Here is a 22,617-nt window from a genome sequence, read left to right as displayed (position 1 = left end):
TCGCAGAAAATGAAAAAATGCGACACGTCACAAAACGGACTACATCAGATTGAGCTGAGTCCTACCGCAAATTCCCACAACATCTAGCGAACGTGATGTGAAATTACGATCTGAGGCAAAGTCCCGGCATCGCTTGGAACTAATTACACCAAGTAACTAATGATGTTCCCGCCCCCACCTTTATCCCCTCCAGTTAACTCCATACATTGAGCTCCAACGCCTACCCATTCATTCCGAAGGGAAGGTCACTGGAGAGTCCTCATGCCTTTCGTAAGCGTACGCATCACCCGCGATGGCGTTACCTCTGAGCAGAAAGCTCAGGTGATCGCCGAAATCACTGAAACCCTGGAACGCGTCCTGAAGAAGGATCCGCACCTGACCCACATCGTGATCGAAGAAGTCGACACCGATAACTGGGGTTACGCCGGCATCACCACCACCCAGTACCGAAAGCAACTGGCTGAGGCGGAGGGCAAGTCATGACCGCGACCGTCTCCATCGATTTCATCTCCGACGTGGTGTGCCCGTGGTGTGCATTGGGTGCGACGGCGCTGGAGCAGGCGATCGAGAACGTGGCTGGTGAAGTCTCGGTGGAGTTGACCTACAAGCCCTTCGAGCTGAACCCGGACATGCCGGCAGTCGGCGAAAAAGCGGTCGAGCATTTGATGCGCAAATATGGAAGGACTGCCGAAGATGTCGCCGCCGGCAAAGCGATGCAGATCGAGCGCGGTGCGGCCATCGGTTTCAAGTTCGATTTGGAGAAACGCACTCACTTCTACAACACGTTTGATGCGCATCGGCTGCTGTTGTGGGCGTTGCAGGAAGGGCGGCAGGTCGCACTCAAGAAAATCCTGCTTCGCGCCTATTTCGCCGACGGCCAGAACCCGAGTAATCGCGAGACGCTGGTTCGTCTGGCGGCTGAAGCGGGACTGGATGCGGCAGCTGCTCAAGAGGTGTTGGCGTCCGGCGCGTTTGCCAAAGAAGTGCGTGAGCTTGAAGTGTTTTACCGCCAGCACGGCATCAACTCGGTCCCGGCCATGGTGCTTAACGGTCGACACCTGGTGTCCGGTTCGCAGTCGGTCGAGTACTACGAACAGATGTTGAGACAAATGGCCAAGGCCGCCGCCGAAGCCTGATTACTTACTTTTCAAACCATCATTTATTAGTAGAGGTTCATCATGAGCAATTCGGAAAAAGTCATCGTAATTACCGGCGCATCCCAAGGCCTCGGCGCAGGCATGGTCAAGGCGTTCCGTGATCTGGATTACAAAGTCGTCGCCACTTCGCGTTCGATCAAGCCGTCCACCGATCCGGATATTCTTACGGTAGCCGGCGACATCGGCGACCCGGCATTGGCGCAGCAAGTGATCCGTGAAACCATCGCTCGTTTTGGCCGCATTGATACCCTGGTCAACAACGCCGGGATCTTCGTGGCCAAGCCGTTCACCGCTTACACCCCTGAAGACTACGCTGCTGTGTTGTCGGTAAACCTGAATGGCTTTTTCTACATCACCCAACTCGCGATCACCGAGATGGAGAAACAGGGCAAAGGCCACGTCGTCAACATCACCACCAGCCTGGTCGACCACGCGATTGATGGTGTGCCGTCGGTGCTGGCTTCGCTGACTAAAGGTGGTTTGAACGCTGCGACCAAATCACTGGCCATTGAGTACGCCAAGCGTGGGATTCGGGTGAATGCGGTTTCCCCGGGCATCATCAAGACGCCGATGCATGGTGAGGAAACGCATGAAGCGCTGGGGAATCTGCATCCGGTTGGGCATATGGGTGAGATTAGTGATATCGCGCAGGCGGTTGTTTATCTGGACAGTGCGAACTTTGTTACTGGTGAGATTCTGCATGTGGATGGTGGGCAGAGCGCGGGGCACTAAGACCGTTTTTCCAAACGCCAGAAACAACTAAGCCCTCGTATTCCTACGAGGGCTTCGTTTTGTAGGGTGCGGCAACAGGAGAAACGAACTATCCATGCAGGTCGCTCGTGAATAGATGACTGTGCATAAAATCGATGAAGGTCCGTAGTCTTAGAGAAAGATGTTTGCTCGATGGCCACAGAAGCCTGAACACTCCAGTGTGAACCGTATAGTCTGCTAACACCCGAACCAGTTCGCCGTTTTTGATGGACTTGGAAGTCATGAAGTCAGGTAGGCAAGCAATTCCCAAACCTGAACGTGCCACATCGACAATCACTTCAGTCGTGTTGCACACCATGGTCTGAGGTAGCTCGAAATCCGGCTCTCCGGTCTCAACGCGTAACGGCCACGGTTCAATCTTCCCTGTCGAAGGAAACTTGTGTAACAAACATGAATGCGTAGCAAGATCCGCTGGCCGTTGGGGTACACCGTACTGTGCGAGATAGTCCGCAGACGCCACAATCTGGAGCTGAAAGCCCCCCAGTCTTTTAGAAATCAACCGAGAGTCACTAGGCTCGCCTGTCCGCAATACAGCATCAAAACCCTCCTCGATAACGTCGACCATTCGATCAGTAAAATCGATGTCGAGTTCTATTTCGGGGTATGTGCGCATGAATTGAATGATTGCCGGCATCACAAGATCGCTGACTAGAGGCAAGCTAATTCGCAATTTGCCCCTCGGTTGTTCACGTGCATTGCTTAGCTCCATTTCTGCGGCTTCAAGCTCCGACAGTATCCGTCGGCACCGCTCAAGAAACAGTGCCCCTTCTAACGTCAGGGCAATACTGCGGGTGTTGCGCTGGAATAGGCGTACACCGAGCTTGTCCTCCAGCCGACCAATACTTTTTCCGACGCCAGAGGAGGAAATACCTAGTCGTTTTCCTGCCTCTGTAAAGCTTCGAGTCTCAGCCACCAATACGAATAGTGAAATGCTGCCAAGCGATTCCAAAGGCTGTCCTCAATGCGGACACCAATGTCCGATATGTTCGGATTATAGGCCTGTTTTTGTTTGCTGACGCAAGCCCTAACCTCTTGGTGGGCCGAACATCGCGGACAACCGTGCGCTGAGGACCAATACCTCCGCACACTAATCAGGGAAACATTCAGATGAATTCAACACGCAGCGTTCAGACGGCTCCCCCGTTATTGAAGTGGATACAGCTATTCGCAGCTTGCCTGACTGGCGTGCTCATCCCGCTTTGCTTCACCGGACCCGCAGTTGTCCTCTCTTCCATCAGCGCTGCCATGGGCGGATCTGCTGTCGAGCTCAGTTGGGTCGTCAACGCCTATATCCTGACTTATGGCAGCGCCATGATGGCGGCAGGGAGTCTGACGGATATCTACGGACGCAAGCGGGTATGGCTGATTGGTCTAGTCATCTTTGTGTTGTCTACTATTGCTATTCCCTTCTCTGCCACTGTCTTGCAGATCGATATCCTGAGGCTTGTACAGGGGTTGGGCGGAGCAGCTGCTTTCGCCGGCGCCATGTCGTCTCTAGCCCAGGTATTCCACGGTGCCGAGCGCACCAAGGTTTTCAGTCTCCTTGGGACGACTTTTGGTATTGGATTAGCCTTCGGCCCATTGGCAGCGGGGCTACTGGTCGACTCCGCAGGCTGGAAATGGACGTTCCACGCGACGGCATTGATAGGTGTAGCGGGCTTCGTACTCGTCTGCGTGAGCGCGACTGACTCTAAAGACCCGGCCAACAATGGTATGGACTGGCCCGGTGCTCTCAGCTTCACGGCCGCATTGACCTTGTTCACCTATGGCATTCTCCTCGCGCCTGAGGACGGTTGGGCCAGCCCAATCGTTTTGGGGAGTGTGGCCGGCGCGATCCTGCTGTTCATGATCTTCGTGCTGATAGAGCGCCGAACCAGTAGTCCTATGCTTGACCTGTCGCTGTTCAAGCAATCCAAGTTTGTAGGTGTGCAGATTCTTGCAGCGAGCCCTGCTTTCTTTTTTGTCGTCCTCATCATCATGCTCCCGGCGCGATTCATCGGAGTCGATGGGCTGAGTGCTTTGCAGACCGGACAAATGATGATCGCTCTGGCCGCACCGTTGCTGCTCGTGCCGTTTCTGGCTGCTCAGCTTGCGCGACACTACACCTCAGGCATGCTCTCGGCGGTCGGGCTGATGCTGGTGGCTGTCGGGCTGTTTTGGCTAGGCGTCGTGCTAGATAGCGGAGTAAGTAATGCGGTAATGCCTATGGCGCTGATCGGCATCGGCATTGGCTTGCCTTGGGGTTTGATGGATGGCATGGCTGTTAGCGTGGTGGAAAAAGAACGCGCGGGAATGGCCACAGGGATTTTTAACGCTGTTCGCGTTTCCGCCGACGGTATAGCCATCGCCGTCGCCGGGGCGTTGCTGGCGACATTCATTCAATGGGGGCTATTCGACGCCGCCACGAATTTTGCACCGCATCAGATAATGGAGGCATCCAGCCGGGCTGCGCTCGGCGATCTGCAGAATGCCGGCAATCAACTGCCAGGGCAGTCAGAGCTTTTGCGCCACGAGTACGCGAACGCGTTTCGTCATCTGCTTTTCATCTTGGGCGCTGGCAGCGTGCTCACGGCGGTTGCTGTGTTCGCAACGCTCGGTCGAGTTAGCGCGCATGATCATCAACCAGTAGCAGCAGTCCGTCCCGTGATCGTGGGTGACCGCGAGTGATCGGACGGATACGAACGAGTGGCGATTCCAATGAGGCTCACCCTGGGTTTTCCCGAGTGTTCGCACCAGGCCATCTTACGTTTGGCCTGATCGCGCCGCTGGAGGGATATCCCAACCTCATGGCTCCGACTATGCAAGATCATGTTGATCTGGCCCGACAAGCTGACGTCGCTGGTTTCTCGGCGATCTGGCTACGCGACGTGCCTCTGCTGGATCCGGAGTTTGGAGACGCGGGCCAGATGTTTGATCCCTTGGTGTACGCAGCTCTCTTAGGGGCGGTCACTCAAAGAATCTGTATCGGTACTGCCGGGGTGGTACTGACGCTACGCGATCCCTTGATGGTCGCCAAGCAAGCCGCCACCCTTGATGTGCTACTGCAGGGCCGCTTTCTACTCGGACTCTCAACGGGTGATCGGCCCAGCGAGTATCCTGCATTCGGCCAGGACTTCGACAACCGAGCGGAGCGATTCAGAGAAGGTTGCGAAATCTTGCGTATCGCTACCCAACAGTCTTTTCCCAAGTATGAGCTTTGTCACTATGGCAAGCTCGACGGGACGCTGGATTTGCTTCCAAAGCCATGGTCCACGCAAATGCCAATGCTCGCCGTTGGCCGTTGTGGGCAAGACATGAAGTGGTTGGCATCGCATATGGATGGATGGCTATGGCATCAAAGCGACTTTGGCAGCCTGCCCAACTTGATTGAGCAATGGCAGTCCTGTACTGAGCCTGGCACGTTCAAACCCTACGGCTATGCGACATTCTTCAACCTGGAAGAAAACCCCGACGCCCCCTTGAAGGTTGGACGAGGGATAAGCACCGGCCGCAATGCGCTCATTGACTTGTGGCAGCGACAACAAGCGCAAGGTGTTTCACATGTCGCATTGAACCTGAAGCCATTACGACGGCCTGCAAGGGACGTATTGCAGGAACTTGCAGAATACGTGCTGCCGCTTTTTCCGGCACAGGGAGTGAGCCTTGTCTGATCGAAACGCTCCGTCTGCTCAAGATTTGTTGAACCAAAGTACCGACCTGCCCCGGAGCCCCATACGTATGTGGCTCGCTGGTTGGATGGTAGTGTCGGTGTTTATCTTGTCCAATACTGCGACCCCGCTATACGTCTTGTGGCAGGGGCAACTCGGTTTCGCATCGTCAACCCTCACGTTGATATTCGCGGCGTATATCTTGGGGCTATTGCTCAGTTTGCTGATTGCTGGACAAGTATCTGACCGCTACGGTCGCAGGGTGGTACTGCTGCCCGGTCTGGTCTGCGCTATGTCGGCCGCATTGCTGTTCAGGTCCGCCGAATCGGTTGAAAGCTTGCTTTTCGCACGCCTGCTTACAGGCATTGCCGTGGGGGTTATTGTCTCAGCGGGGATGGCAAGTGTTGTTGATCAGGGGGGTGTGCAGAGGCGAAGGCTATCTTCGTTAGTGGCCTCAATGTCGATGGTGCTGGGTGCAGGCCTCGGGCCTTTGCTGGCTGGAAGCCTCGCCACGTTTGCCAGCCGGCCGATCGAAAAAGTGTTTACCCTGGAGCTGGGGGTACTTGCACTCGCTTTTCTGATCGCCTGGACGATGCCAAACGGAGCGAATGACACCCAACGAAGAGGTGGCGCCAGATGGAGGTTCCCTTCGGTAGAGCGACATCATCGCCTTCACATACTGCTAGGTGTCGCGCTGTTCGGTCCGGGAATCACAGCTACTTCCTTTGTCTTGTCGTTGGGACCGTCTTTACTGGCAAGTCTGCTCCACATTAAAACTCCGCTGATGGCAGGTGCCACTGCGTTTCTAATGTTTATCTCGGCTTTCGCCGTACAGATTGTGCTGCGTCGGCGAACCGTTGAACACATCTTCTATTTCAGTGCCGCCGCGACCTTCGCCTCGATGCTGGGTATCGCCACTGCGATAGCGATCTCTTCTCCCGCGGTGCTGATTATCGCCGCGTTGCTGGCCGGTGCCGGTCAGGGATTGGGGCAACTGGGGGGGCTGACGTTAATAGCCTTGAGGGTATCGGACAACAAGCGGGCGCAGGCAAATGCATTGCTCAATATGGGCGGTTATGTTCCCGCTGGCCTACTGCCTGTAGCCACTGGCTTCTTGATCGACCGAACCAGCTTGGCCGTCGGTGCTTACACATTGGCAGGTCTGCTCGCTAGCTGTGCGCTACTCGCAGCCTGGTTCGTCGCAAGAAACAAGGAAGAAGTTCACTACTACTGACGACCTAGGAGGTCATCATGCGCTCTACAAAGTCCAACCCTGCTAAACCTAATCCAATGCGTGTCAGCCGCAACAAGATGCAATTAGGGGTTTTTTCCACTAACACGGAGGGTGGTTGTACGGTGACGAATGCGCCAGAGCGGATTCGAGGGGATGACTGGGCAGGCAATCTGGAGATCGCGAAGGATGCGGACCGGGCAGGTTTTGAAGCGTTCATCCCGGTCGGCCGTTGGAAGGGATTTGGTGGCGCCAATAACACCGGTGGTGTGTGTTACGAGACCTACACGTGGGCGGCGGGTATCGCTGCACTGACTGATCAAATCGCGGTGTTCACGACGTCGCATTTGCCGACTGTGCACCCTCTGTTCGCCGCTAAACAGGCGGTTACAATCGATCACATCAGCGGCGGGCGTTTCGGTCTCAACATTTTGTGCGGCTGGTATGGCGCTGAGATGAGGATGTTCAGCGGCGAGATGATGGAACACGACAAGCGATATGACTACGCTGAAGAGTGGTTGCACATCGCGCAAAACGCCTGGCAGCAGCAGACCCCTTTTAACTTCAAAGGGGAGTATTTCACGATCTGCGACGCGATCTCTCAGCCGCAGCCAATCAACAAGCCTTACCTTATCAACGCTGGCGGCTCCCCTCGCGGGAAGCGGTTCTGCGCAGAGCATTGTGATGCGGCATTCTTGATCATCAAGCACTTGGATGGCGAAGCGGCTGTGCGTGAACAGATCGCCTCCTACAAGGATCTCGCCAAGAACGAGTTCGGCAGAGACCTCAAAATTTGGTGCTATGGCTACGTTGTTCAGAAAGACACGCAGGAAGAAGCCGAAGCGTACCTTGACTATTACGCAAACCAAATGGGCGACGACGAAGGGTGCGACATCATCACAACCGAGCTGGGCATTCAGACCGGAATCTTCACGCCGGAAGATGCGGTCCGGTTCCGTTTTCACTTCAAGGCTGGCTTTGCTGGCGTACCGTTGGTAGGAACGCCAGAACAGATTGTAGAGCTCTTCCAGAAATATTCAGATTGGGGAATCGACGGCATTGCGCTTACATGGTTGGACTACCACCAAGGGATCAAGGACTTCGTGGCGGGTGTGCAACCACTCATGGAGGCGGTAGGTTTGCGCGAGCCATTCCTTGATGCTCTACCAGCGCCAAAAGTGAAGCGGGAGGCTGTGGAAGTGGCATAACTGTTGGGGCCCCGGCGAATTAGCATAGGGGCCCAACTCCAACTTAGATTTCCAACATCTTTTGCGGATTAGAAAGAGTCACTTCCGCGCGGCGAGAGGCATCGAGTTCAAACGTATCAAACCACTGTTGGCTTCGCTCGAGCCAGCCGTTGACGTCCATCTGGCTCGTTTGTGTCAACACCGGTTGAAAACTGACCCACCCTACCGAAGTAAAACTGACCCACCCCGGCGGTGTTTGAGGTCTGTTTATTTTTGTGGCGAGGCCGTTTCTCTCGGCACCACCTGACCTGATTTCAGCTTGTCCTTCAGTCGATAACTTTGTCCGCTGACCTGGACGATATGCGCATGGTGCAGAAGCCGATCCAGCAGCGCAGCGGTCAGTGTTGAGTCGTCGGCGAAGGTCGTTGCCCACTGGCTGAACGGCAAGTTGCTGGTCAGCACCAAGCTGCCATGTTCGTACCGCTTGGCGATCACGTTGAAGAACAAGTTGGCTTCGTCACGGCCAAAAGGCAAATAGCCGATCTCATCAATCACCAGCAGTTTCGAGCGTTGAACAACGCGACTGAAATACTGGGCCAGGCGCCCTTGATGGTGCGCGGCGACGAGTTGCAAAGTCAGGTCGGCGGCAGAGATAAATCGGGTGGAAATGCCTGCCATTATCGCCCGATGAGCCAGAGCGCTGGCCAAGTGTGTTTTGCCAACGCCCGAAGGCCCCAGCAGTACGACGTTTTCCTTACGCTCGATGAAGGCCAGCCCGGCCAGTTCCAGGATCTGGCTTTGCGGCGCGCCGCTGGCGAATTTGAAGTCGTATTGTTCAACCGTTTTCACCGCCGGCAGCCCGGACTGTTGCAGCAGCGCTTGCCGCCGACGCTCGTTTCGAGCGCGATCCTCGCTCAGCAGAAGCTGTTCCAGGAAGTCGGCATAGCTCGTTTCTTTTTCGGCCGCTTGCTGGGCCAGAGCCGGCCAGTCCGTCGCAAAAGTGTCCAGCTTGAACTGTTGGCAAAGAGACTCGATGCGCAGATGTTGAAGGTTCATGGACGCACCTCAAGCAGTGCCTGATAGACAGAGAGCGGATGCTGCAAGCTTTCCACCGGCATGGGTTGGACGACCGAAATCATGCTGCTCGCAACCCCTTGGATCTCTGGCAGGGGCAACAAGTGGTGCACTTCGGTATCCAGTCGGTGTTGCGGTATTTCGCCCGTCGTCGCATGTGTTCGGGCGTTGGCGACCTCCATCAACCAAGGGCCAATCTTGCTGTTCGCGACTTCAACGTCCAACAGCAAGCTGACCTGGTTAAGTGACGCGGCCAGTGGCACTACGAAGCTGTTTTTCAGGTAGTGGTTGAAGCGCTCGACCTTGCCCTTGGTCTGCGCCCGATAAGGCCGGCAGACTTTCGGTGTGAAGCCATAGCGCTCTGCCAAATTCAATAGCGCGGGATTCCAGCGGTGCTGACCGGGGCCATAAACATCGCGTTCCTGGATAATAGTTTTGGCGTTGTCGAAGAGTAGCTTTCGCGGCGTACCGCCGAAGAAACGCAGCGCCTTTTCGATACCGGAACACCAGGCTGCGGAGTCTTCGCGACGGGAGAAAACGACGTAGGTCGCACGGCTCCAGCCCAACGTTGCAACGAATGCCAACAACGGATCGCGGCCACGCCGAATGACGGTGAAGTCCACCTGCATCTGCTCACCGGGCTCGGTTTCAAAGCGAACGACGGCTTCGTTTGCCTTGGATTTCAAGGTCAGCAGAAAGCTGGTGAGGATTGAGTATCCGCCTTCGTAACCCTGCTCGCGGATCTCCCTCAACAGCACGATGGCGGGAATCCAATGGGGTCGAGCGGCTTCTACGCGCTGACGCAGATAGGCCTCGAAAGGCACAAGCTTGCCCACGCGCTGCGCGCGCGGGCCATAGACGACGGGCTGGCGCTGGGCCTGTAATTTGAGGTGGCGTCGAATGGTATTGCGAGAGCAGCCCATCTGCCGGGCGATGGCCCGAATAGACAAACCCTGACGAATAAGAACACTGATTTCCACGTGTTGCTCCTGGGACAGCATGGGCAGCTCGCAAAAGCTGCATTTTGCCCAAGTGGGTCAGTTTTCAACCGGTAGGGTGGGTCAGTTTTGCATCGGTACTGACACGTTTGCCCCAAGTCTGAGCTATAGACAACATTGGGGACAGACGACAACACCTCGCGAAAATCCTCTTCTTGTTGATACCCTAAAAGATAGGTCAGCGCTGTCTGCTCGATGTACACATTTGGGGCCGCGGCGATCTCTAAAAGCTCGGCAGCCTTCAAATCAGTCAGCGGATTAGCGGGTTGGTTGAGCATCAAACGTGGCACGCCCAACCGAACGGATTCATCAACTAAAGCACGAACCTCGCGAGCGTCAGCGTGGCCGGTTGATATCACAAGAGGGTAGTCACACGCCATCTTGAGTACATCCAACGCCTGGGGCGTTAGCCGCCCTGCGTCTGTTGTCACGCGCAGGGGCTTGATCGGTTTGCTTAGCAATAGCGGATGGCTGACATTACGCGCGAGGGTGCTGGTGTGCTTGCGTCCTGTCACTGTAGGAAAGTGGACAATGAAGCGTCCCGGTTCGTCGCCGCGCAAACACAGGCTTCGCTCCACGACCCTGAAGTCCACACCTCCTGCAATCTCGTTTAAAACCAAAGAGCCGCTGACGGGAAAACCCTGCGAGCGCGCCTCCCAGGCTTGCCCGGCAGTGCACCCCATGTGATTTTTCAGCACGACCCAGCCTTTTGCTGCTGCGTACAGCTTCCCGGCATCTATCGCACCGTGGCGGCGAATGAACGCGTCCGGATTCGCGTGGTAGTGCAGGTCTATAAACCTTGGGGAGTGGCTATTACCGTTGAGATCGTTCATGCCGCGCGTTCCGACAGGGGTATTAGAAAAGTGTCGACGGCGCTCAGCACCGAATCGAGGTCGTCAGCCAAAGGTCGCATACCTCCCCCCTTGATGCAGAGTGTGCGTTGATTGTTTCCGGTGGTTTCTATCGCGTGCGTCTGGGTAACAAGTTGAGATCGCTCGCCAAAAATACTCAGGACCCTTCCTTGATATTTCTGCAGGCTGCGACTGAGATCGATACCGGCCAAAAATCCAAAACCACGCACTAGTCGTTGCCCCTGTACCACGAGGGGAACGTTACTTTGACTCTCTGCGGTCTGCTGAGGAACCCCGCCCTCGGGTAAAACGAGCGCATCCAATAGGCGCTTGGCTTCTTCAACTTGGCCAAGGTTTGCAAGCTCTGCCATTCGCCCGAGTCTGGCATCCAGTAACGCGTTGGCTTTGGCTGGGGATGAGAGCAGCAGCAGAGCCGCCGTGGACGCAAGTGAAAAGGAGCTAACCAGTTCCAGGGCCAGGGCGCCACCTAATGCGACGCCGACAAGTACGTTGGGTACGCCCCAAGGTTGCAGTACCTCAGCCCAACGCTCGCTAAAGGCTTTCAAAGTCTCACCTGCGACAACCGGTATCGAGAGCGAATCAAACACCACCACCCGATAGCCTGCGTTGAGAAAGTGGCCTATCAGGGGCTGGATAAATGCTCCTTCATCCCACACAGGCATGACCGGGGAAAGAACATAAACGGACAGCTTCCCTTCCCCATACTCTTTGAATTGCACGTCCTGGTTCATCGCTTTGCTCCTGCAGAAATAACGAAGCCCACTTTTACAAGCGGGCCGATTGTGATCAGTGGATCCGGTTAGAGGGTGAGACCGAGCTTTGCTACGACGTCGGCATAGCCTTTCATAGTGGCCTCGACTATTGAGTGCGCTGGCTGTACGTCTTTGATTAGATCTGCCACCTCGCCTGCCCAAATAGCCTTGGTACCTATGTCATCTTCTGCCAGGGCCTGTTCGTACTGAGGCCGCAACTGATCAATTGCTGCCGAGAACGCCTTTTCATTGCCTACCCATGACTCGGAAAAGTGGTTCGCAATTGCTCGCCCGCTGTACTCCGCGGGCCAGGATATTCCGCGCACGTCATCAAAGATGCGGGTTCTGACGGTATCGCTTGCGACGGCGTGGACCAGTCTGCTTTTCACCCGTTCTGAGGGGAGCGCTTCGTCGGACGCCAAGAACCGCGTTCCCATCATTACCCCGTCCATTCCGAGCGCCATCGCCGCGGCCATTCCCCGGCCGTCAGCTATCCCACCGGTTCCGATCAGGATTACATCCTCACCCACAGCATCCCGGACTGCCGGGAATAAAGGCATGGAGGATCTGCGCAAGCTATGCCCCCCTGCTTCCGCACCCTGCACGATCAATGCATCGGCGCCGGCGTCGAGGGCGTAGAGCGCCTGGTCAACGTCATGCACCTGAACGATCACTTTCGCGTTCGCTTGATGAATGGGTTCGATAAATGGACGGGCATCGCCAAAGGACAGGGCTACCACGTTCGGGCCATATTCCAACGCCAAATGCAGTAACTCGAAACGTTTCGCGACAGTGAACATGACCAGCCCTATGCCCCAGGGCTTGTCCAGATTTTTCATGAACGGTAACTGCTGAGCCATCCAGTCAGGGTCCCCATAGCTTGCTCCCACCAGGCCAAGGCCACCTGCGTTTGAAACTGCTGCCGCCAACCGTCCTCCGGACGCTCCCCCCATGGGTGCGAGAACCAGTGGGTGCTGGATGCCCAGGAATGTTGTTAACGCTGAACGAATTGCGACCATAACTTCTTCCTTGATCGAATATTGATAGGCTTGGGCGGTACGCAGCGCCAAGCGCTGCGCACGCGGTTGCAGCTAGCCAACAGTTTCGAGGGCGGTGGCGGTGGCGGGGGTGATGTAGGTGGCGACGGTGTACAGGTGGTATTCCCAAGTACCCGTTTCTTTCAAGCGCGAATAACGCGATAGAAATTCCTCGTCGGTGAAGAGCGATTCGAACTGCCCACGATCACTCCACTGAGCTTGGTTGATGACTGTCTTACCGTCCGTACTCTTCATCAAACGGCTCCACTGGAAAGCGCTGTACGTCCTTGCGACGTAGTTGACCGTGTCTTCCAGGATTTCCACAGCGAGGTCCTGCGCGCCATCTTGGACATGCACCACATTCACGAGGTAAATCGCGGTGTCATCCGAAACAGATTGAGGGTCAAACAATTCCATTTTCATGGTTATCTTCCAATAGTGAGTAACGAGCGTTTTAAGAGAAGACGGGAACTGATCCCGTTGGCATTCCGTCCTGCCAAAGCAATGGCGTGATGGCTTCGGCCACCACGACGTCGTCAACTTGACCGATGATTATTTCGTGGGTCCCGTAGCTCATGCGTTGAGCAACGGTGCAAAAAAGTGAGGCTTGTGCACTTCGCAGAAACGGCAGGCCGTTGGAATGCTGCCAGTCGGCAGTTTCGAATCGGGCCGGGCCGTTGACTGCCCCACCGAAGACCTTCACCAGATCCTCTTGGCCAACCCGCAACAGGTTCACCGAGAACCTTCCATGGTCAATGAGAGGCCAGTACATGCTTGCGCCGTGGTTGATACAGACAAGGATGGACGAAGGGTCGGTGCATACTGACGTTACGGCGGTTGCAGCCATTCCAAAAGGAACGCCCTCATGTTCAGTCGCAATGAGGGTGATCGTGGAAGTCAGGCGACGCATCGCTTTCTTGAAGGCGTCAGTGACTGAGCCTTTATCTGTGAAGCAATGCTGTTGCAGGGGCGCGCTCAAGGCGCTGGCACTGGCCATGTACTCACTTGAGAGGGTCATTGGCTCAGCCCCTTTTCAACCTTTTGCGCAGCACCCAGCCAAGGCTGGTCATAGCGGTAGGTCTTTCGAGCTTCCTCAAGTGAAGACCCGGCTGTTATCGCCCCGATGATCTGCCGTTCGGTGTGCTCTACGGCGCACGCACGGCGAATGACCTCGGCGGCTATCTGCTGCGGGATAACAAGACAGCCGCTGCCATCACAGACCATCAGGTCTCCAGGGTTGACAATGACGCCACCGATCTCAAGCGGGACCTGCACTGCTTTTAGCTGTGTTCGGTTTTTTGCTGACTGCATGAACCGTCCGCGACTGAACAGGGGATACCCGAGCTTGACGACCGTATCGATATCCCTTGCCACTCCATCGATCACCGTCCCTTTGATGCCTCTCGCCACCGCGAAATGCGTCATGATATCGCCCCAGACAGTGCAGTCCTGGCGCCCCGCGTTGGAGCTGACAATCACTGCTCCGCGCGGGACCTGATCAATGTAGTTGGCAGCATTTTTGAACCCGTGTGAATTCCCAACCGGTTCATACTGCACGGTAAAAGCAATGCCCACACAGCGAGTCCCGGGAACTTGCGTGCCGATGCCCAGCAGGCCACCAGAGACGTCCAGACTATCCAAAGCGTCGGACAGAGACGCGGTGTCCAATCTTTCGCATTCGTCCAGCAAGGTTTGAGAGATTTCGGTCGACTCAAAGGGCTTCAACATGTGTTGCTCCCTGGTGTGAATTTGAGATGGGACGTTCCGTCGAGGTTAGCGCGGCCATAGAAACGCACTCGCCGATGATTGCCTCGCCAACCTGTGCCGTGGTGTGTGAGCCACCCATGTCATAGGTGCGCACAGTTGAACGCGAGACCTGACTGACCGCAGACGTGATGTACCGGGCTTCCAGCGGATAACCTAAATGCTCGAGCATGAGCGCGATGGCCATGAACATCGCGCTAGGATTGGCCTTGTTGAGCCCTGCATGCGCAGGGGCGCTCCCGTGAACCGGCTCGAAATATGCCCCCAGCTTTCCGAAGTTCCCACTCGGTGCGAAACCCAGACCACCCATAACGCCTGCACCAAGATCGGAGAGGATGTCTCCGAACATATTCTCGGCCACTACAACGGAGAAACGCTCTGGGCGTTGCACCATCCATAGCGCTACGGCATCCACATTTTCGATCACGCCCTCAATGCCGGGATATCTCTGAGCTACACCTTCAAATACACCCCGGGCGAAGGCGCTGCTGTGACGAAGTACCATAGGTTTGTCTACGAACGTGACCCGGCCGAATCCTTGGTTAGCCGCATATTCGAAAGCGTATTCGAAGATGCGCTCAAGCCCGCTGCGTGTCTGTAAACGTACTGAAATCGTTGCGTCCTCCTGGCCGTCCCGGTGCCATGGCGCGCCCAATGCCTCCCGCTCTTCCAATAAGGGCAGGAACGCATCAGGTATCCGGCCAAAATCCAGACCGGCGTACAGACCCTCAGTGTTTTCCCGGATGACGACGAAGCGGAATCGATTTTCGCCTGTCATGTCAGTGACTGGCCGCACGTTTGCGTAAAGGTCCAGGTTCTGTCTGAGCTGGATCACAGGGCTGACATAACGGCGGTTTTGCCCCTGAAGGTGAGGGGGCAGTTCGGCTTCCGTTTCGGCAAGGGGTTTGCTCGTGATAGCGCCCAACAATGTGGCATCACAATCACTGATTTTCTTCCAGGTTTCATCCGGGACGGTATTGCCTTCTCGCCTCCAGCATTCCCAACCAATGTCCCCAAACTCTAGATCGAAGGGCAGGTTCAAAGCCTGAAGGACGGGTAGTGCGGCGTTCATAACCTCAATGCCGATACCGTCACCGGGAAGTACACAAATGCGCTTGCGAGTGTGGAAGTCGCTCATCCCGCTATCTCCTGTGCAATCTTGGTAGCGCTGCCGTAGATATTCGCGATGGCTCTTGGAGCAAGGCGAGCGACCTGATCCTGCTGGTGCATGATCTCAAGGGCACGATACTCGGACGTTAGCTGAAAGCGCTCGAGCGTTTCCTGCATACGTTTTGCACTATCGAACGGGAAGTTGTACGCCCCCATAATGATGTCCAGCAGAGGGCTTGGAATGTTATTGAATGGGATCGAAGCCGCTGTCAGGTTTGACAGTTCGAGAATTTTGACGAGGTCAAACCCATGGCTAGTGCCGATGCGCTCGAGATAAGCGACCAGCATACTTAGATGTAAGTTGCCGGCACCTTTCCCCATTCCACAAATAGAGGTGTCGATATATTCGGCACCTGATTCGATGGCTGCCGCAGCATTTGCCAAGGCCATCGAAAGATTGTTATGGGCATGGAAACCCAATGGCACTGCAAGTCGATTAGAGAGGCGATTGATCAATCGCTCGACATCGCTCGGGAGCATATGGCCGTTAGAGTCCGCAAAACAAATGATGTCTGCTCCAGCACCTTCGGCTCGGACGGAAGTGTCAATCACTGCGCTGAGAGTCTGTGTCGTCACATGGGTGACATTGGCACTGACACTGAAGCCGTAATCGCGGGCGAGTGAAAGAGTGGCAAGCCCTTCAGCCAACTGCTCTCGTCGCAAGCAGACTCGAATCATAGAGACGCCTTGCTCCTTTAGCATGGCGAAATCCTGATCACACACGTTCTTTGGGTGGACCATCACCGCAAGCTCAATTCGACCACCCCCAGCATGGCGAACTTTCTCGATAAACTCAGCGCTTATATTGCTCGTGAGTCCATGCTCCGCTTTGGGCGCGAACGACCCTCTGCAGTAACCAACTTCACACACATCAACGCCGGCCTCTGCCAAGCTTGATGTTATTACCAGGGCCTGTTCATCCGTGAAGTTGAAATTATTGCGATACCCGCCGTCACGTAGTGTGACGTCGAGAACTTTTACTTTCCCCATGATAATCTCCTGCTTTTGATGGCAGTAACGAGGTGTGCACAATTTGAAGAAAGGCCACGAAATCCTGGTTATTGTTTTTGTAAGAGATGGCCTTCATCAGCGTGTCCGAGCGGATCTGATTGCGCTTCGGTTCTTCGAAACACCTCTAAAGGTGCTCTCCATTGATCCTCGTCAATACAAGTAGGTTTGTAAATTCGCGATAATCACCGGTGCCTGTGAATTTTTTCCCATACTGAAGCAGCGCCACCTCCAAATTTGCGCGTCTCAGGTGATTGCCTTCAGTCATGATTGAGGAAGCAGGTCTCAACGTAATCCATGGCGGCCTGGATTGAAGGGATAGCACGGAAGTCCTCGTGAACACCTAGCCAAACATCCACCATCAGCGGGTCCGCAAGCTCAAGCTTGCACAGCTGTGAGTGATGTCCTACTGCGAAGCTGGGCAGCAGTGCAATCCCTACACCCGCCTCTGCTGCCCGAACTTGCAGATCAACCGTTTTCGCTTTGAGGACGCATGGGCGATGTCCGACAATTTTTTTAAGCCAGTCGTTCTGAGGCAGTGTCATAGCTTCGGTTTCATAACCGATAAACTCGTATTGCTCTGGACGGCGATCCTGAAGATAGGTCTTTGCACCGTAGAATGAAAATGATGCAGAACCTATTCGTCGGGCAACAACTCCTATCTGACGGGGCTTTGCAAAGCGGATGCACAGATGTGTTTGGCAAGTTGATAGCGACGAATACTGATTATCCCCTAGCAGGCGCAAAACTATGCTCGGGTGTTTAGCTCGGAAGCGCCCAAGGTTTGGTATAAGCTTTTCAGAAGTCACGGACGGTGGGGCGCTAATCGTAACTTCGGCAATTTGTAGGGTCTGTGCGGCTGCGGCGGCCAATCGCTCAATAGCTTCCGTCTGGGTTTCTATCTGTAATCCAATTTCTGCGAGTTTGCGTCCGTCGGCCGTAAGTTCGTAGAGTCGCTTCCGTCGATCAACTAATTTTACGCTCAGGGACTTCTCAAGGGATGCGATACGCCGAGACACTGTTGCGTGCTCAACGCCCAAAATTCGCGCCGCACCGCTCAAGGAGCTAACTTGTGAAAACGTCACGAAGTAGCGAAGATCTTCCCAGTTAAAATGTGGTGTGCTCTGGCTAAAAATGGCAGGCTCAGCATTCGAAGCAATTCTATTCCTTGTTGCCAGCGACATTTAATATTCCCTATTTAAATAGCAACGGAAAAAACCCCAGACCGGTGAAAACAGCCGACCCATAGTAATTATCCAATGAAGCTCAGCGATATCTAAGCGTCGACTCGCATCCAATGAGCAGGCTGGAGTACGTCGTGATCTTAGGTCTTTGCGCGTGGTCGATGTGTACCGGGAATGTCGGATCATACAGGACAGAAACGTCCGGGATTCTGCCTCTTGCGGCATGTTTTTGGTGGTCTATTCGACCGAGATCCACCCAGTGACGCGGGCTTGGCTTTCCCTGGCGAGGCGGCTATGTCATTGCGTAACCTGAAGGTCCCCCGGAATGGCGCGATCAGAATATAAAAATGAGTCGAGAGGCTCTGAGCCATTGACTTGAGACGAATAAGTTAAAAATACGATGTTCCCCAGTATGTGGGTATTACTTATTCGGCGATCCTGTTATCGATTGCGATTCTTGACTTAGTTGTTCAGGCTCCTGTGACGAGCCGAAAGGCGAATTGATGTAATGGATTGGAAGTAATTGCTTATAGTTGGGGGGGCAGGGACATGCACTGCTAAATCGATGAATTAAGTGATATGAAAATTTCTTACTTATTGGATGTTTCATCGTTGTGCTGTGCGAGTGGTGAGTCGCGACCGAGACCCTGCACTTAAGATTTTCCAGAGGGTTACCTTTGGCACAACTCATTTCTCTCATTCAAAGATAGAAGCTTGAACTTTTTGTTCAGATCCACAAGGATTCACCGGAATCCAACGGAACGCTAAAACGAAAAAACCCGCCAGAAGGCGGGTTTTTCGGGGATTCCAGAGATTTTGAAAGCCTTCTCTGGAACCTTGTATGGTGCCGGCACCAGGAGTCGAACCCGGGACCTACTGATTACAAGTCAGTTGCTCTACCAACTGAGCTATACCGGCGTGTTAGGGCGACGATTATAGCGATTGGATTGGTTCTGTAAACCCCTGAATTCAGACTATTTTTACGCAGCCTTCAAGTCAGGTGCGAAGGAGGGTTTTCTTGAGTTTATGAAGGGCTTTCCAGGTGCGGCTATTTTGCATCGCGCGCAGCTGCGCTTCGGCCTGTTCGGCGCGTTGCAGGGCGGCGGTGAGCTGGTGTTCGGCGTCGCTGACGGGGTGGCTGAAGTTGTGGCCTTTGCAGAACTGGAACTCGTCCAGGTTGCACGGCGGGATGTCGAAGGCGGGTTTGAGGTTCAGGTGTTCTTCGGCGAGGTAGTAGGTGTTGATGCCGTCGAACAGGATGGAATGGTAGCCAGCGTCGGTGACGAGGGTTTCCCAGGCCTGGTCGCGGTCCCATGGGGTTTCGATGAGGATGACCCACGGCCGCCATTGGGTGAAGTTCATACCGCGCAGGACGGTTTCTTCGTGGCCTTCGACGTCGATTTTCAGAAAGTGAATCGCACGACCCTGGGCGTGTTCTTCGCAGATGGAGCTCAGGGTGCGGGATTTGACGGTTTGGCTGCGCACGTCCATGCCGGCGTCTTTGTGCATTTGCGCCATGGCCGGGTCGAGGGTGGAGAGGCCGGTGCCGGCGATGCCGTAGAAGGTCAGGTCGTCGGCGCTTTCGCCGGCCACGCATTGCAGATTGGTGTCTTTGGGGCGTTCCTGGCACAAGGCGTCATAGTAATTGGGCATCGGTTCGACGTTGATGCCGGTCCAGCCACGATCATAGAAAGCTTTGGTCACGGAGTCGTGGGTGGGATGGTTGGCGCCGACGTCGATGTAGAAGCCATCTTCAACGGTTTTGAGGGCTCGCCACAGGCGTATGTCTTCGAAATTCTGTGCGTAAGAAATGAACGTCACTGTGGCTTCCTGTCTGTCAGAGATTTCTTGTTCGTGGGCGCACTTTGGCGCTCTTGTCTGCCTGTATAACAAGGGTGGCCGTGACGTGCAATTTTCCGCTGAGCACGACCGGGTTTCGGCGGTTATGTCCTTTTCGTCGGATGCTTATGCACAACGGGCGTACCCGGAAGTGGCGCTCATGACTTTTTTGCGGACCCGTTCTCATTTGTGCGCAAATGCCTGTTTTTCTCGGATTTTTATCATGTGTACGATAATTGAACAGTAGCGTTTCACCCCTGAAACAGCTGCTTATATTGGATCCATGATAATTTCATCAACAGAGTTATCCACAGGTAGTGGCTTTTTATGGACGTTCCGCCAAGAGCAGCAAATTGCGCGGCGTGAGAGGGATTTCGCAGAAGGTGCCGAGGCGAATGGCGTAGCCCAGATCAGCGAGGAAAAGTGCCCGATCGAGTACGAGCCACAGCTCCAGCGTGCGTCGGAAAAGGCCGCGTAGCAGCTCCAGATTGCGCACTTCGGCGAGTCGCTGCCAGCCAGCGTATTCAAGTGCGGACCAATCTTGCGGGCCGATTGTGGATAACTCTTTCAGTGCGGCCAAATGATGGCAGTAGTCGGCGAAAGATTTATCCAGCCATGCACTCGGTAGGGAGGGGGTTGGCAGGTATTCATCAACGCCGCGCAGTTGCCTTTGCAGCAGGTCGAAACCCAGGCGCCGGGCCATCGAGGTGTCTCGCTGACGTCGGACGCGAGCACCGGCGGTGACGGTTTCGCTCATCGGCAGCGAGAGATCGTCGAGGGACAGTTGTAGGTCGGATCGCATACCGACCGAGGAAAGTGGCTGGTACGCAGGAAGGTTGGTCCGGTTATAGCAGCACGGTGCGATGGCCAGTTGTTTACAGCCTGCCGCACTGGCGAGCTGCATCAACCTCACATGCAGATCACCGCAGGCGTGCAGTGCTACTGGCGTGTGGTCAGCGGTCAATAACGTAGCAGCGCTCGAGGCGAGCACATCCTGCTCGACATGCAACGCATGCATTTGATGACGCTGGCTGAGTGCCTGACCACTGGCAACCAGCGCCGGGTCGTATTCCAGGCACGTCAATTGCTGCCCGTGTTGCAGCAAACGCCGCCCCAAGTGGCCCTTGCCTGAACACCAATCCAGCCAATGCTTCGGCGGCGAGGTAAACGACAAGCGACTGGCGAACGCTTCAATTTGCTGCCACTTGCGCCCCGGCACGTCGACATTCAATCGATGCCCGGCCGCCTCCAGCGCATGCGCCGGCAACTCGCCCACCGAACTCAACTCAAGGGACAGCGCCGCCAATGAAGCAAACGGCTCCGGCGCATCCAGCAAGCCGGGTTGGTTATGACTGCTTTCCGCCTCCTTCAGCGACCGCCCGCGTAGCCACAACGCCAGTTCCGGGTAGGACGCTTCCCAAGGAAGCTGCAAATGAGTAAACGGACGAGGTTTCCACAGCGCCTGATGCTCTATCAGAAAAGCATCCAGTGCCGTGAAACGGGCGAGCAAGGCGTCGCCCGTCAGCACGTGCGAATCAGCGCCCTTGGCAGGCATCGACGCGCAGCCAGCGCTCCAGCAGCTTGAAGCCGCGAACCAGCACGTAAGCCATCAGCAGGTAGAACATGCCCGCGGCGAAGAAGATCTCCACCGGCAGGTAAGTCCGGGCAATGATGGTGCGGGCCATGCCGGTCAGTTCCAGCAAAGTCACGGTGCTGGCCAGCGCACTGGCCTTGAGCATCAGGATCACTTCGTTGCTGTAGGCCGGCAGGCCGATACGCGCAGCACGGGGCAGGATGATGTAGAACAGCGCTTTGGGTTTGGACATGCCCAGCGCGCGCGCCGCTTCGATCTCGCCCGGTGGAATCGCCTGGATGGCGCCGCGCAGGATCTCGGCGATGTAGGCCGCCGTGTGCAGGGTCATGGTTGCCGTGGCGCACCAGAACGGATCGCGCAAGTACGGCCACATCGAGCTGTTACGGATCGCATCGAACTGTGCCAAACCGTAATAGACAAGAAACAGCTGAACCAGCAACGGCGTGCCACGGAAAAAGAAGATGTAGCCGTAGGGGAATGCCCGCACATACCAGAGTCGCGACGAGCGAGCGATGCCCAGCGGAATCGCCAGCAGCAAACCCGCGATCACGGCGATGGCCACCAGTTCCAGGGTCAGTGTTGCGCCCTGAGCCAGTTTCGGCAGCCACTTGATGATGACTTCCCAGTTCATTGCGTGCTCCTCGCGAAGCCGCGAGCGGCGCGTTTTTCCATAAAGTACATGCCGGTCATGGCGAGAATCGTCAGGCCCAGGTACATGAACGCGGCCACCATATAGAAGGTGAACGGCTGTTTGGACACGGTCACGCCGATCTGTGCATGACGCATGATTTCCTCCAGGCCGATGACCGACACCAGCGCGGTGTCTTTCATCAGGATCATGAACAGGTTGCCCAGGCCGGGCAGGGCGATGCGCCACATCTGCGGCATGATCAACCGGGTGAAGATGCGAAACTTCGACAGGCCCAACGCCACGCCGGCTTCACGGTGACCTTTGGGAATCGCCAGAATCGCACCACGAAACACTTCCGTGGCGTAGGCGCCGAAGCACAGCCCCAGCGCGATCACGCCGGCGGCGAAGGCATTCAGTTCAAGGTCGGGATTGCCGAAGAACTCGCCCATGGCACGCATCAGGTTGACCGTGCCGAAGTAGATCAACAGCACCCAGAGCAATTCCGGGATACCGCGAACCAGCGTCGAATAAGTACCGCCAAGCCATTGCAACGGCTTGTACGGGGAAGTCTTGGCCAAAGCGCCGAGCAGACCGAGCACCAGCCCCAGGCACAGGGCCGACAGTGCCAGTTTCACAGTCATCAGCGCGCCAGCGGCGAGCGCCGGGCCGAATCCGTAGAGATCGATAGTCATGGATTTCTT

Annotated in this window: 22 protein-coding genes, 1 tRNA gene and 1 pseudogene; 7 read left to right on the top strand and 17 right to left on the bottom strand. The window is 55.6% G+C overall.

All coding sequences use genetic code 11. The annotated features are described in order from the left end of the window. Positions 1-261 precede the first annotated feature (261 nt). Genes ACYZT6_RS24690 through ACYZT6_RS24680 form a run of 3 tightly spaced genes read left to right on the top strand, consistent with a single transcriptional unit; the run spans position 262 to position 1,889 of the window. On the top strand, positions 262-483 hold the full coding sequence (locus tag ACYZT6_RS24690) for a tautomerase family protein (RefSeq protein ID WP_059406388.1): 222 nt from the start codon (positions 262-264) through the stop codon (positions 481-483). Then, positions 480-1,136 carry a DsbA family oxidoreductase gene (locus ACYZT6_RS24685; RefSeq protein WP_462028999.1) on the top strand — a complete coding sequence of 219 codons (657 nt, stop codon included), beginning with the start codon at positions 480-482 and terminating at the stop codon, positions 1,134-1,136. Before ACYZT6_RS24690 ends, ACYZT6_RS24685 begins: the two co-directional genes overlap by 4 nt. Before the next feature lie 42 nt (positions 1,137-1,178). Then, positions 1,179-1,889: an SDR family NAD(P)-dependent oxidoreductase gene (locus ACYZT6_RS24680; protein ID WP_462028998.1), complete on the top strand. Its 711-nt coding sequence runs from the start codon at positions 1,179-1,181 to the stop codon at positions 1,887-1,889. Between the two features lie 88 nt (positions 1,890-1,977). Here ACYZT6_RS24680 and ACYZT6_RS24675 read toward each other — a convergent pair whose 3' ends face one another. After that, positions 1,978-2,877: a LysR family transcriptional regulator gene (locus ACYZT6_RS24675; RefSeq protein WP_462028997.1), complete on the bottom strand. Its 900-nt coding sequence runs from the start codon at positions 2,875-2,877 to the stop codon at positions 1,978-1,980. A 158-nt stretch (positions 2,878-3,035) separates the two neighbouring features. Here ACYZT6_RS24675 and ACYZT6_RS24670 point away from each other — a divergent pair, with 158 nt between their 5' ends. The 4 genes from ACYZT6_RS24670 (at position 3,036) to ACYZT6_RS24655 (ending at position 8,014) form a co-directional block, all read left to right on the top strand. Next, positions 3,036-4,595 carry an MFS transporter gene (locus ACYZT6_RS24670; protein WP_462028996.1) on the top strand — a complete coding sequence of 520 codons (1,560 nt, stop codon included), beginning with the start codon at positions 3,036-3,038 and terminating at the stop codon, positions 4,593-4,595. Beyond that, positions 4,592-5,578 (top strand): LLM class oxidoreductase, encoded by a 987-nt coding sequence (locus ACYZT6_RS24665; protein WP_462028995.1) that lies wholly within the window; start codon positions 4,592-4,594, stop codon positions 5,576-5,578. The genes ACYZT6_RS24670 and ACYZT6_RS24665 overlap by 4 nt, the downstream gene beginning before the upstream one ends. 67 nt (positions 5,579-5,645) lie before the next feature. Beyond that, complete coding sequence (locus ACYZT6_RS24660) at positions 5,646-6,809, top strand: MFS transporter (RefSeq protein ID WP_462028994.1); 1,164 nt, start codon at positions 5,646-5,648, stop codon at positions 6,807-6,809. 17 nt (positions 6,810-6,826) lie between these two features. Further along, entirely contained in the window at positions 6,827-8,014 is a 1,188-nt protein-coding gene (locus ACYZT6_RS24655; RefSeq protein WP_462028993.1) for an LLM class flavin-dependent oxidoreductase, read from the top strand. A gap of 246 nt (positions 8,015-8,260) precedes the next feature. Here the strand turns inward: ACYZT6_RS24655 and istB are convergent, their stop codons facing one another. From istB to ACYZT6_RS24575, 16 genes and pseudogenes are all read right to left on the bottom strand, one after another. Next, complete coding sequence (gene istB, locus ACYZT6_RS24650) at positions 8,261-9,049, bottom strand: IS21-like element helper ATPase IstB (protein ID WP_461987631.1); 789 nt, start codon at positions 9,047-9,049, stop codon at positions 8,261-8,263. Then, the gene (gene istA, locus ACYZT6_RS24645; RefSeq protein WP_462025424.1) at positions 9,046-10,068 is read right to left on the bottom strand and encodes an IS21 family transposase; all 1,023 of its coding nucleotides are present in this window, start codon (positions 10,066-10,068) and stop codon (positions 9,046-9,048) included. The genes istB and istA overlap by 4 nt, the downstream gene beginning before the upstream one ends. Before the next feature lie 77 nt (positions 10,069-10,145). Beyond that, positions 10,146-10,898 (bottom strand): annotated as a pseudogene (locus ACYZT6_RS24640) (DUF6282 family protein); the annotation flags it as partial. Further along, positions 10,895-11,668 carry an alpha/beta fold hydrolase gene (locus tag ACYZT6_RS24635; protein WP_462028992.1) on the bottom strand — a complete coding sequence of 258 codons (774 nt, stop codon included), beginning with the start codon at positions 11,666-11,668 and terminating at the stop codon, positions 10,895-10,897. The pseudogene ACYZT6_RS24640 and the gene ACYZT6_RS24635, both read right to left, overlap by 4 nt. A gap of 68 nt (positions 11,669-11,736) precedes the next feature. Continuing rightward, positions 11,737-12,708, bottom strand: coding sequence for an NAD(P)H-dependent flavin oxidoreductase (locus ACYZT6_RS24630; RefSeq protein WP_462030007.1), 972 nt, complete (start codon positions 12,706-12,708; stop codon positions 11,737-11,739). Positions 12,709-12,780: 72 nt separating this feature from the next. Further along, positions 12,781-13,149: an antibiotic biosynthesis monooxygenase gene (locus ACYZT6_RS24625; protein ID WP_462028991.1), complete on the bottom strand. Its 369-nt coding sequence runs from the start codon at positions 13,147-13,149 to the stop codon at positions 12,781-12,783. Positions 13,150-13,180: 31 nt separating this feature from the next. Continuing rightward, the gene (locus ACYZT6_RS24620; protein ID WP_462028990.1) at positions 13,181-13,744 is read right to left on the bottom strand and encodes a flavin reductase family protein; all 564 of its coding nucleotides are present in this window, start codon (positions 13,742-13,744) and stop codon (positions 13,181-13,183) included. Next, positions 13,741-14,454: an RraA family protein gene (locus ACYZT6_RS24615; protein WP_462028989.1), complete on the bottom strand. Its 714-nt coding sequence runs from the start codon at positions 14,452-14,454 to the stop codon at positions 13,741-13,743. The genes ACYZT6_RS24620 and ACYZT6_RS24615 overlap by 4 nt, the downstream gene beginning before the upstream one ends. Further along, positions 14,438-15,628, bottom strand: coding sequence for an isocitrate/isopropylmalate dehydrogenase family protein (locus ACYZT6_RS24610; RefSeq protein ID WP_462028988.1), 1,191 nt, complete (start codon positions 15,626-15,628; stop codon positions 14,438-14,440). Before ACYZT6_RS24610 ends, ACYZT6_RS24615 begins: the two co-directional genes overlap by 17 nt. Next, entirely contained in the window at positions 15,625-16,650 is a 1,026-nt protein-coding gene (locus ACYZT6_RS24605) for a beta/alpha barrel domain-containing protein (protein ID WP_462028987.1), read from the bottom strand. The genes ACYZT6_RS24610 and ACYZT6_RS24605 overlap by 4 nt, the downstream gene beginning before the upstream one ends. Positions 16,651-16,928: 278 nt before the next feature. Next, positions 16,929-17,852 (bottom strand): LysR family transcriptional regulator, encoded by a 924-nt coding sequence (locus tag ACYZT6_RS24600; RefSeq protein ID WP_462028986.1) that lies wholly within the window; start codon positions 17,850-17,852, stop codon positions 16,929-16,931. Between the two features lie 842 nt (positions 17,853-18,694). Further along, positions 18,695-18,770: transfer RNA gene (locus ACYZT6_RS24595), tRNA-Thr, on the bottom strand. A 78-nt stretch (positions 18,771-18,848) separates the two neighbouring features. Further along, positions 18,849-19,673 carry an FkbM family methyltransferase gene (locus tag ACYZT6_RS24590; RefSeq protein ID WP_462028985.1) on the bottom strand — a complete coding sequence of 275 codons (825 nt, stop codon included), beginning with the start codon at positions 19,671-19,673 and terminating at the stop codon, positions 18,849-18,851. Between the two features lie 343 nt (positions 19,674-20,016). Then, the gene (locus ACYZT6_RS24585) at positions 20,017-21,246 is read right to left on the bottom strand and encodes a methyltransferase (protein ID WP_462028984.1); all 1,230 of its coding nucleotides are present in this window, start codon (positions 21,244-21,246) and stop codon (positions 20,017-20,019) included. Continuing rightward, entirely contained in the window at positions 21,227-21,916 is a 690-nt protein-coding gene (locus ACYZT6_RS24580; protein WP_461956719.1) for an ABC transporter permease, read from the bottom strand. The genes ACYZT6_RS24585 and ACYZT6_RS24580 overlap by 20 nt, the downstream gene beginning before the upstream one ends. Further along, entirely contained in the window at positions 21,913-22,608 is a 696-nt protein-coding gene (locus tag ACYZT6_RS24575) for an ABC transporter permease (RefSeq protein WP_462028983.1), read from the bottom strand. The genes ACYZT6_RS24580 and ACYZT6_RS24575 overlap by 4 nt, the downstream gene beginning before the upstream one ends. Between the last annotated feature and the right edge of the window lie 9 nt (positions 22,609-22,617).

The sequence above is a fragment of the Pseudomonas sp. RT6P73 genome (assembly GCF_054897715.1).
This window is presented reverse-complemented; position numbering and strand designations above follow the sequence as displayed.